This window comes from Paenibacillus sp. XY044 (assembly GCF_002257645.1).
Taxonomy (GTDB): domain Bacteria; phylum Bacillota; class Bacilli; order Paenibacillales; family Paenibacillaceae; genus Paenibacillus_AQ.
The window spans coordinates 456,798-466,548 of record NZ_NQMO01000006.1 but is presented as its reverse complement, the minus strand read 5'-3'; the positions used below and the strand labels follow the sequence as shown (position 1 = coordinate 466,548).

Genomic DNA, 9,751 nt, shown 5'->3' with positions numbered 1-9,751 from the left:
ACCGCATTTAGCTGAAGTTTTTCTTGCGATTATAGAATGGTTCAGCTTCGCTGAAATTTATAAATTCTATAATCTTAAGAAAAACGTCGATCGACGTACCTTCACAGAAGACAGACCGCGTCTAAAGGAAGTTTTTCTTGCAATATCAGGAAGCAACAGCTCTGGAATTTATACTTGATATTATAAAAAAAATACCGTCAGCAGCTTTGACGGTATTTTGATCATATTCACGCTAATTTTTACTTTTTCAGCCGGGGAAGGACCCGCTGTCCTTCCCGCGGAGCGATTCGTTATGCCTCCGGGTGCGCTCCTGCCATTCCCGGCGAGCCTTACGGCAGCGGAAGCAGGAAGTTTCAAGCCAACACCGCTAAAGCCTCTGCCGCCTTCAGGTGACATCCCCAGTCACCTTTACTCCGGCATCCGATTATGCTGTACTACGTACTATGGATTCACAAGGAGAGAAACTTGATGAAGTCAGACCGCTCCCCCGTTGTTTCATCCAGGCTCAAATCGGGTCTGTACGCCCTGAACAAGCTCGCTTCGGCCGGCTTGACGCTGCTCCTGCTGGTGATACTCTCCGGCATGCTGCCCCTTCAGGATCAGCTTCCTATGGCGACGGACACCGATCTGCCTATTCCCTTGTCCTACTGGGTCTACGGCTATGCGATGACCGCATCCATCCTGGCGGACTTTGTGCTGTATGTGCTGCCTCCCCTGTCCAGGGACAAACAAATCTCGATCTACGCGGTGGCCGGATTTCTGTGCTTCTATGCACTGTATGTACATGACGCCGCGGGAACGGACCATATCGCCTCCACGGTAGCGGGAATGTGTACCGTGCTGCTGTTCTACGTCGGGAAAAAGCTGTTTGTGCGCGATTCGCTCATCACGCTGATTTTCGCCCTGCTCATTCCGCTGCTCTGCTGGGGATTTCTGTAGCTGCGCTTTCGCAGCCTTTCGGCCCGCTACAGCGCTTCGATGATATCGCCCGCCACCAGCGATGCCGGGTTCGCTCGGCGCTGCGCCGCGGCTTCGCCGGCCAGCCCGTGCAGATACACGCCGAACGCGGCGGCCTGCGGGCCGCTTGCGCCCTGGGCCAGCAGGCCGGCGATGATGCCGGTCAGCACGTCGCCGGCGCCTCCGGTCGCCATGCCCGGGCTGCCGGTCGCGTTCACGTAAGCATCGCCGTCCGGCGTGGCAATGACCGTCCGCGCGCCCTTGAGCACCAGCGTGACCCGGTGCGCCTTGGCGTATTCGGCCGCCAGGCGGATCCGGTCGCGCTGCACCTCGGCGGTGGACAAGCCTGCCAGCCGCGCCATTTCGCCGGGATGGGGCGTCAGCACCGTGTCCGCTTGGCGCGGCTTCCACGCGTCCAAGCCGCCGCTTGCGGCCAGCATGTTGAGCGCGTCGGCGTCGACGACCAGCGGGCATGCCGCTTCTTCCCAGAGCGTGCGCAGCCACCGGCCGTCGCCCTCGAAGCGTCCCAGCCCGGGACCGACGGCGAGCACGTCGCGCCCGGCCAGCAGCTCGAGCACGCGGGCGGCGGAGGCTTCATGCCACTCGGCCGCGGTGGCCGAGGCGAGCATGATCTCCGGTGCGGCGCCCGCCATATGCGGCAGCAGCGGGCCGGGCAGCGCCCAGGTGACGAGGCCGCTGCCCGCGCGCAGGGCCGCCCGCGCACAGAGCAGGCCCGCGCCGCTCATCGGCAGGCTGCCTGCCGTCACAAGCACGTGGCCGTACGTGCCCTTGTGGCCGTCCGGCGAACGGCGGCGCGCCGTATCGACCCCAAGCCGCATACGCAGCACCTCCTCCGTCAGCAGAAATGTGCTGACGTTCTGCTGCGCGCACAGCAGCGCGGGGATGCCGATGGCGCGCACCACGATCTCCCCGGCGGCTTCCGCGCCGGGGAACTGCGCCAGGCCTCGCTTCAGGAACGCGAGGCATACGGTCCGCCGTGCACGGATACAGGGATCGTGCACGGCCCCGGTGTCGGCGTCCAGCCCGCTCGGGATGTCCGCCGACACGATGTCCCTGCCGCTGCCGTTCGCCGCGGCAATCAGCTCGGCGTAGGCGCCGCGCGGCGCGCCGCGGCTGCCGGTGCCGAGCAGGGCATCCACGATGCCCGTGCAGGCGGTGAAGTCCACGTCATCCTGGCCGTGGACGAGCACAGGAATGCTCAATGCGCGGGCCGCGTCCCGCTGCAGCGCGGCCTCCCCGGTGAGACTGCCGGGCTCCGCGGCGTATACGATCGTGACGCGCATGCCCGCTTCGCGCAAGTACCGCGCCGCGACCAGGCCGTCCCCGCCGTTGTTGCCCTTGCCGGCAAGGACAAGCCAATGCTCGCGCTCCGGTTCCTCAAGCCGAAGCGCTGCGTCTCCTTGAACCGCCGGCACGGTATCGACCTGGCGCTCACCCCGAGACCCGGCGCCTTCGCGGCCGCCGCCAACATAACGGCGGTCCCGGCTCCACCGGATCACCTCCTCCGCAATGGCTCTGCCGGCGTTCTCCATCAAGGCCACCGCCGGGATGCCGATCTCCTCGATCGTTCGGCGGTCCAGCTCTCTCATTTCGTCGGATGTCACGATATACACCTGCCGTCTCCTCCTTATATTGAACTATCCCCGCCAATTGCGGGGCTCACCATTAGCTGTGGTAGATTTCAGGGACTTTGCCGATACATCAAACATTTCAGGGCAGCTTCCGCCCGAAAATTGAAGCGACAGCTGCCCTGTTGTTGATTCGTTTCGTTCGTTCTAGTATGCCACCGTAAACCGGGTGCGGACGAAATACGGATCCTCCATCTCATCGATCAGCGCCGCGGCGAGATCTTCGACCGAAATCCGGCTATCGCCCAGTTCATCGGAAATGAGCATGTCCATGCCGATCCGGAAGTTTCCGGTCCGCCGTCCGGTTTCCAGCACCGCCGCCGGGCTGAGATAGCTGTAATCCAGATCGGACTGACTGTAAATATGGTACGCATCCGCATGCGCCCTGGCCAGGGGCACCAGCTCCTGCGGAAATTCCGGCGCATCCATCAGCAGCGTGTCCGGCCCTGTCTTCAGGCTGCCCGCCCCGCCAACGATGAGCAGCCGCTTCACGCCGGCACGGCGGACGCCCTCGATCAATGAGCGCGCGGCTTCCAGCAGCTCCTGCTCTTCGCCGAACGTCGGACCGTACGCGCTGATGACCACCTCCTGCCCCTCGCATACGCGGGTCACCGAAGCAGGGTCCAGAATGTTTCCGGTCACTACGTTCAGCCGTTCGTGCTGCTCCGTCAGCTTTGCGGGATCCCGCACGACGGCCGTGACCCCGTGCCCGCGTTTCAGAGCCTCATGAACGATCGCCTTCCCGACCTGCCCGCTTGCGCCGAATATCGTAATATGCATTGCATTAATCGTTTCCATAAAGTTTTTGTCTCCTTCGCTGTTATGCCTTTTATTATTCTACATGACCTGTCTTCCGCATGCTATCCTTCGGCTTTTTGAGACCACCGGCTCCCCTTTTGCCCTTTGCGTTTATGCTGCAAAATAAATAATCCTTTTCCTTCCCCCCATTCGACGTAGGCCAGCTTTCCCGGGTCGCTGAAGCCTTCCTTCCTCAACATGGCTGCCAGCCACTCTCGGTCTTTTCCGATCTGCTGCAAATTGTCGTCGTTAAAGTCTCCGTCCTCCAGCAGATTATAGGTCAGGCCGGACGGATCCGCATCCAGGTTCAGATCCTGCTTCTGAACCGCTTCGAAATCCGTATTTTTCAGGACACTGAGTGAGCCGTTCGTTTCAAAGATGGCATAAGCAACCTCGCGGAGGGAAAAAATATCCTTTTGACGCAGCATCATGCGCAGCTGTTCAAAATCCAGCCGGTTCTTTTTCATTTCCCGCATATCCACTTTCCCGTTGTGTATTAATATGGAAGGTGTACCTTCCAAAGGCCCCCTGGTTCGGCGTGCATACTGGGTGACTTTTTCAAATAAATACGATAGGATGAACCAAACCGCCAGTCCGAACAGGAGCTGGTCATAACGGACGTCCTTCTGGTATACCGTATTCCCCACCAGCTCGCTCAGCATAAGCGACGAGACGAAGTCGAAGGGGGTCAGCTGGGAAATTTCCTTTTTCCCAAGAACCCGGGTCATCAGCCACAAGCCGATGAATCCCGTAATTAATTTTATGGTGATCATGCCATAATCCATAGCCTCCGTCTCCTTTGTCTCATCGTTTGCTAATTACTTACCCAATTCAGGGCGGGGATAAAAAATCCCGCCGGGCATCGGCGGGTGGAATGGGTAATGTTACCTGGGGAGCAGTGCTTAAGGGACGGTGGATGGCCGCAATCATTATGTAGCATGGAGAGGAGCTGTTGTCACATGATTGTTGAATTTATCATTCGGCTGGCCGTAGCCGGCCTGCTTGGAGCCGTAATCGGTCTTGAGCGGGAGCTGAGAGCCAAGGAGGCGGGACTGCGCACCCACTTCCTCGTTGCGGTTGGAAGCGCATTAATTATGCTGGTGTCCAAATACGGTTTCTTCGATGTGATGGACCACGACCACGTGGCGCTCGACCCAAGCCGGGTAGCCGCTCAAGCTGTCAGCGGCATCGGATTCTTAGGCGCAGGCATGATTATTATCGAACGGAAAAGCGTGCGCGGCCTGACGACCGCAGCCGGCGTGTGGGCTACATCCGGCATTGGCCTGACCATCGGCTCGGGCATGTATGCCGCCGGAATCAGCGCCACCATTCTCGTCATGATCGGCCTGGAGCTGCTGAGCATTTTCAAAACCGGCAAAGCACTCAGCATTTCATTTGAGCTGGACGATAAAGAGTCCGTGAAGCCGATCCTGGAGCATCTGTCGACGAGGAAGATCGCGGTGTCCTCCTACCAGCTCGAGCAGGACCCGAATGAAGGCGACGTGTATCACCTGAATATCAAGGCCAGGGCCAAGCATAACGGGACGCTGCAGGACCTCTTGCGGGAGCTAGATGAGCTGCCACATATTTTGTCCGCAAACCTCGAGTAGTGCGGCTTTAACATGTTGAAATCCCGGAAAGGTTATGCAATAGTTAGAAAAACAGCTATTGATGAAAATTCACAGGAGACAGACCACATTTAGTAGAAGTTTTTCTTGCGATCATTGATTGTTTCAGCTTCACCTTAGCTTATTTGGATAAAGATAATTAAAGAAGGGAGGTGGCGTTGTTGTCCCTTGCTCTACAGGCCGGCCTTGACCGGTTTACCGGAACGGAATCGAATCTGATCGTAGCGGGGCTCGCGGTCATCGTCTTCCTCTGGCTGTACATCCGCACATCCCGTTCCCTCAGGGCCGAGGCCGCCGCACGGCTGGAGCTGCTGCAGCGCTCACTCGCCCTGTACAGCCGGGCGCAGGGCGTCATCGGCGAAGAAGTGGAAGCCGCCCATATCGGCGCCCAAGAGCCGGACCAGCTTATTCAGATGCTCCAGGAATGCAAAGCAGCCCCGCTGATGACTTCGGAGCTGCTGGACATGATCGATGCTTACATACGAGAACGGGATTTCTCCCGGCTCCTGATGCTGCAGAAAATGCTGGACCGGGAAATCCACCGCCGCATTCATGAACAATCGGTGCTGATCCGCAAAATCGACAATCCCGGATGGGGCAGCAGCTTCTGGAGGATGATCCGCCCGGCCATTCCTTTCGCTGCCCTGGTGCTCACCTTGTATTGGTTCATACAGCTGTATAACGGCTTTCAGGACAGCGGCGCCGCCGCCCTGTCGTGGACAAGCCTGGAGCTGTGGACGCGGCTCATTTCGTGCTTGGCGGCCACCCTTTTTCTGTACTGGGTCATCATGGACACCCGAAGGGATACACCGGGCATCCTGTATCGGCTGCTCGCCATGATCATCGCCGTGGTGGCGCTCTTGCATTTGCTCGGATTGACCGCCGCACCTTACATACTGGCCGTCCAGTTGGTGTTATTCCTGTTCGGCTTTACCCTGAATCCCAAACCCAGCCGGCGGAACCGCCCCTACGCAGGACACCGGGAAGTATCCGAGGAAACCGAAGGGGACCCGAAGAATCGCTGAGCCCCGATGCCTGGGGATCTCTCCCTTCGCTTCCCTTGCTGAATGTTGCTGGCGCTTCTATCTGTCCGGTAATGGGCTGAAAAATAAAAATAACCCCGCTGTCCTGCCCCCTCCCTTGAAGGAAGGTGAAGGCATTCCAGCGGGGTTATTCATTATCCGGTTGATATGCTGACCGAGGGCTTTTCGCGGCTAGCGCAGCCCGGATTCCCTTCCGGCCCTCCGCTCGGATCTGGCCGCCGCTTTCACGGAGCTGCTCGGCGTGTTCTCGAACCGTTTGCGTTCCGTCCGCTCCATCTGCACAATCTGTCCCTCATGCACAACGATGTGAAGCGACCCGAATTCCATATCGTTCAGCTGACTCGCAATACGTTCCTTCCATACTTCATCAATGATAAGAGGTTTTGCCACAATTGACGCCTCCTTTAGTTCCTGGCTTTAAGGACGATGAGCCATTGGGGATGAATGTAATAATAATCCTTCTTTTCCAACCAAATTAGTATGGTTTAACATTATCATGCGAGTAAAATCGCTGTCAATGAGCATTTTTCCACGACAGCCAACTTTTAAAAATGAGGGTGACCAGCGCCAGCAGCAGGAGCAGCGACGCCACTGCAAACGACGCCGAGAACTGGTACTCGTTGTACAAAATTTCTACATGCAGCGGCAGCGTATTCGTCTGTCCGCGGATGTGTCCGGAGACGACCGACACCGCCCCGAATTCCCCCATGGCCCGAGCGTTGCAAAGGATCATCCCGTACAGGAGGCCCCATTTGATATTCGGCAGGGTCACCCGGGTGAAAACATGCCAGCCGCGCGCGCCCAAGGTTACGGCCGCTTCCTCCTCCTGGCTGCCCTGGTCCTCCATCAGCGGGATCAGCTCCCTGGCCACAAAGGGAAAGGTAACGAACAGCGTCGCCAGGATGATGCCCGGCACGGCATAAATGATTTTGATATCGTGGTCGCTCAGCCAGGGACCAAACCAGCCGTTCGCCCCAAACACGAGCACGAAGATCAGCCCCCCGATGACGGGCGACACCGCAAAAGGCAGATCGATCAGCGTAATCAGCACTCCTTTGCCGCGGAATTTGAATTTGGTCACGGCCCAGGCGGCCGCGATGCCGAACACCGTGTTCAGCGGAACCGTCACCAGCGCGACGATGAGCGTCAACTTCAGGGCGGACAGCGCGTCCGGATCGGCGAGAGCCGCGACGTACACATCCCAGCCCTTCTTGAGCGCCTCGGTGATGACGATGAGCAGCGGCAGCACGATCAGCCATAGCAGCGCCAGCCCGGCCGCCGCGATCAGCAGCCATTTCACCCAGGCCGTTTCCGTTGTCGCCGGCGAAGCCTGTGCACCCGTTTGGACGGAAGCCATAGGAACGGTACCTGCCATTGGGAAGTCCTCCTTTTCTTAGTGACACATAAGCATTTAGTATAGTCCGGGCCTGGATAACCCGGCGGGCATCACCGTACCGAGCGCCGCGTCCATCGCTGCAGCGAGTTGATGACCAGCAGGAGCAGAAACGAGATCAGCAGCAGCAGAATCGCTACGGCGGCGGCTCCGGCATAATCGAACTGCTCCAGCTTCGACATAATGAGCAGCGGGGCGATCTCCGTCTTCATCGGCATATTGCCCGAAATGAATACGACCGAGCCGTATTCCCCGATGCCGCGCGCGAACGCCAGGGCAAAACCCGTCAGGAGCGGTGGAATCAGCTCCGGCAGAATGACGGTCCGAAACGTCCGGAAGCGCTTGGCCCCGAGCGTGGCGGCCGCCTCCTCGGCATCCCGCTCTGCATCCTGCAGCACGGGCTGCACCGTCCGCACGACGAACGGGATACCGATGAACATCAGCGCGATCGTAATGCCCAGCTGCGTAAAAGCCACCTTGATGCCCAACGGCTCCAGCAGCGAGCCGATCCAGCCGTTCTGCGAGTAGAGCGCGGTCAGGGCGACCCCCGCTACCGCGGTCGGAAGCGCAAAGGGCAGGTCGATCAGGGCGTCAAACAGCCTTTTTCCGGGAAACTCGTAACGCACCAGTACCCAGGCGATCAGCAGCCCCAGCACCGAGTCGATCAGGGCGGCGGCCGCCGAGGTCAAAAAGCTGATCTTGTAGGAGGCCAGCACCCGCGGATCGGTTGCCACATGCCAGAATTTCTCCCAGCTCAGCCCTGTGGAATTCAGAAGGAGCGCCGACAGCGGGATCAGCACTACCAAGCTTAAATACAGCACGCTGTATCCCAGCGTCAGCCCAAAACCCGGCAGCACCCTCCGCCGGGCCGCATTCACTTGACTCATGACCGTTCATCCTTTCCTGCCTTCGGCTTGCATGTGCCGATCAGCTGCCAGGCGTATAAATTTGATCGAAAATGCCTCCGTCGCTAAAATGCTTCTGCTGCGTCTCATCCCATGTTCCGAACACATCCTGCAGCGTAAACAGGTTGATGTCCTGGAATTTGTCCTTGAACTTCTCCTTGACGCTATCCAGCGTCGGCCGGTAGAAGTTTTCCGCAGCGATCGTCTGGCCTTCCTCCGAGTACAAGTACTTCAGGTAAGCTTCAGCCACCTCGCGGGTTCCGCGCTTATCCACGACTTTGTCGACGACCGCGACCGGCGGTTCGGCAAGGATGCTGACCGATGGATAGACGATGTCGAATTTGTCCGGACCAAGCTCCTTGACCGACAGCATGGCCTCGTTCTCCCAGGCCAGCAGCACGTCGCCGATGCCGCGCTCCACGAAGGTTGTCGTCGCTCCGCGGGCGCCGGTGTCGAGCACCGGTACGTGCTTGAACAGTTCCTTCACGAACTCCTGCGCTTTGGCCTCGTCGTTATTGTTTTGCTTCAAGGCGTAGCCCCAGGCCGCCAGGTAGTTCCAGCGGGCGCCGCCGGACGTCTTCGGATTCGGCGTGATGACCTCCACGTCGCCTTTGATCAGATCGCCCCAATCCTTGATGTTCTTCGGGTTGCCCTTTTTCACCAGGAACACGATCGTCGAGCTGTACGGCGTGCTGTTATGCTCGAATTTGCTTTCCCAGCCTTCGTTGATCAGGCCTTTCTTCTGAATCGCGTCGATGTCATAGCCGAGCGCCAACGTGACCACATCCGCTTCGAGTCCGTCGATGACGGAACGGCTTTGCGCCCCCGAGCCGCCGTGCGACTGCTTAATTGTGACCTTCTGGCCTTTCTCTTTTTCCCAGTAGGCCGCAAAAGCCTTGTTGTAGTTCTCGTACAGCTCCCGCGTCGGGTCGTAAGAGACGTTCAGCAGTTCAACCGGTTTGGCCGAGCTGTCCGCCTGCGCCTCCGTGCTTTTTCCTTCAGTGGTGCCCCCCGCCTCTTTATCCGCGCTTCCGCTGCCGCTTCCATTTCCGCAGGCGGCAAGCGCAGCGGTCAGCAGCAGTGCCAGCCCTGCGCTCATTCCCCGCCTAACCATTTGCTTTCTCTTCCATACATGTACCATATGACCCACTCCCCCAGTGATAAAATGTGCGGCCAGATTGATCCATCGGGATCCTCGGTTTGGCCGGTGTTTCGTCAAGCAAAAAAGACAGAGGAAAATCCAGAACAGCCTGCAAACAACACGGTCATGATCTGACCTGTCTGCGTCTATTCCAGAGGTTCCTCCGTCCGTACGGTGAGAACTACAATTTGTAATTATTCCTACCTGATTAGTATGTTATATGGCTATATTGTAGTG

General features: G+C 58.6%; 10 protein-coding genes. 3 read left to right on the top strand and 7 right to left on the bottom strand.

What is annotated here, in order from left to right; all coding sequences use genetic code 11:
- Nucleotides 1–468 precede the first annotated feature (468 nt).
- Entirely contained in the window at nucleotides 469–939 is a 471-nt protein-coding gene (locus CJP46_RS24495; RefSeq protein ID WP_094598226.1) for a hypothetical protein, read from the top strand.
- A gap of 26 nt (nucleotides 940–965) precedes the next feature.
- On the opposite strand, the gene CJP46_RS24490 is transcribed toward CJP46_RS24495, so the two are convergent.
- The 3 genes from CJP46_RS24490 to CJP46_RS24480 all read right to left on the bottom strand — a co-directional run bounded on the left by CJP46_RS24490 (nucleotide 966) and on the right by CJP46_RS24480 (nucleotide 4,189).
- Entirely contained in the window at nucleotides 966–2,591 is a 1,626-nt protein-coding gene (locus tag CJP46_RS24490; RefSeq protein WP_094598225.1) for an NAD(P)H-hydrate dehydratase, read from the bottom strand.
- Nucleotides 2,592–2,753: 162 nt separating this feature from the next.
- Nucleotides 2,754–3,386, bottom strand: coding sequence for an NAD(P)-dependent oxidoreductase (locus tag CJP46_RS24485; RefSeq protein ID WP_094598274.1), 633 nt, complete (start codon nucleotides 3,384–3,386; stop codon nucleotides 2,754–2,756).
- Between the two features lie 80 nt (nucleotides 3,387–3,466).
- The gene (locus CJP46_RS24480) at nucleotides 3,467–4,189 is read right to left on the bottom strand and encodes a DUF421 domain-containing protein (RefSeq protein WP_094598224.1); all 723 of its coding nucleotides are present in this window, start codon (nucleotides 4,187–4,189) and stop codon (nucleotides 3,467–3,469) included.
- Nucleotides 4,190–4,363: 174 nt separating this feature from the next.
- Between CJP46_RS24480 and CJP46_RS24475 the strand changes: the two genes are divergently transcribed.
- Nucleotides 4,364–5,014, top strand: coding sequence for an MgtC/SapB family protein (locus CJP46_RS24475; RefSeq protein WP_094598223.1), 651 nt, complete (start codon nucleotides 4,364–4,366; stop codon nucleotides 5,012–5,014).
- A 179-nt stretch (nucleotides 5,015–5,193) separates the two neighbouring features.
- The gene (locus CJP46_RS24470; RefSeq protein WP_094598222.1) at nucleotides 5,194–6,057 is read left to right on the top strand and encodes a hypothetical protein; all 864 of its coding nucleotides are present in this window, start codon (nucleotides 5,194–5,196) and stop codon (nucleotides 6,055–6,057) included.
- Between the two features lie 189 nt (nucleotides 6,058–6,246).
- Here the strand turns inward: CJP46_RS24470 and CJP46_RS24465 are convergent, their stop codons facing one another.
- From CJP46_RS24465 to CJP46_RS24450, 4 genes are all read right to left on the bottom strand, one after another.
- Nucleotides 6,247–6,465, bottom strand: a complete 219-nt coding sequence (locus tag CJP46_RS24465) for a YezD family protein (RefSeq protein WP_094598221.1) — start codon at nucleotides 6,463–6,465, stop codon at nucleotides 6,247–6,249.
- 124 nt (nucleotides 6,466–6,589) lie between these two features.
- Nucleotides 6,590–7,450 (bottom strand): sulfate ABC transporter permease subunit CysW, encoded by an 861-nt coding sequence (gene cysW / locus CJP46_RS24460; protein WP_094598220.1) that lies wholly within the window; start codon nucleotides 7,448–7,450, stop codon nucleotides 6,590–6,592.
- Between the two features lie 71 nt (nucleotides 7,451–7,521).
- The gene (gene cysT, locus CJP46_RS24455) at nucleotides 7,522–8,355 is read right to left on the bottom strand and encodes a sulfate ABC transporter permease subunit CysT (protein WP_094598219.1); all 834 of its coding nucleotides are present in this window, start codon (nucleotides 8,353–8,355) and stop codon (nucleotides 7,522–7,524) included.
- Nucleotides 8,356–8,395: 40 nt separating this feature from the next.
- A complete protein-coding gene (locus CJP46_RS24450; RefSeq protein ID WP_094598218.1) occupies nucleotides 8,396–9,514 on the bottom strand; it encodes a sulfate ABC transporter substrate-binding protein in 1,119 nt (372 codons plus the stop codon).
- Nucleotides 9,515–9,751 lie beyond the last annotated feature (237 nt).

What these genes read in the sequence shown, in the direction of transcription:
- cysW (WP_094598220.1), bottom strand. Translation starts at nt 7,450, where the DNA reads ATGGCAGGTACCGTTCCTATGGCTTCCGTCCAAACGGGTGCACAGGCT.
- CJP46_RS24480 (WP_094598224.1), bottom strand. Translation starts at nt 4,189, where the DNA reads ATGGATTATGGCATGATCACCATAAAATTAATTACGGGATTCATCGGC.
- cysT (WP_094598219.1), bottom strand. Translation starts at nt 8,355, where the DNA reads ATGAGTCAAGTGAATGCGGCCCGGCGGAGGGTGCTGCCGGGTTTTGGG.
- CJP46_RS24485 (WP_094598274.1), bottom strand. Translation starts at nt 3,386, where the DNA reads ATGCATATTACGATATTCGGCGCAAGCGGGCAGGTCGGGAAGGCGATC.
- CJP46_RS24475 (WP_094598223.1), top strand. Translation starts at nt 4,364, where the DNA reads ATGATTGTTGAATTTATCATTCGGCTGGCCGTAGCCGGCCTGCTTGGA.
- CJP46_RS24495 (WP_094598226.1), top strand. Translation starts at nt 469, where the DNA reads ATGAAGTCAGACCGCTCCCCCGTTGTTTCATCCAGGCTCAAATCGGGT.
- CJP46_RS24450 (WP_094598218.1), bottom strand. Translation starts at nt 9,514, where the DNA reads ATGGTACATGTATGGAAGAGAAAGCAAATGGTTAGGCGGGGAATGAGC.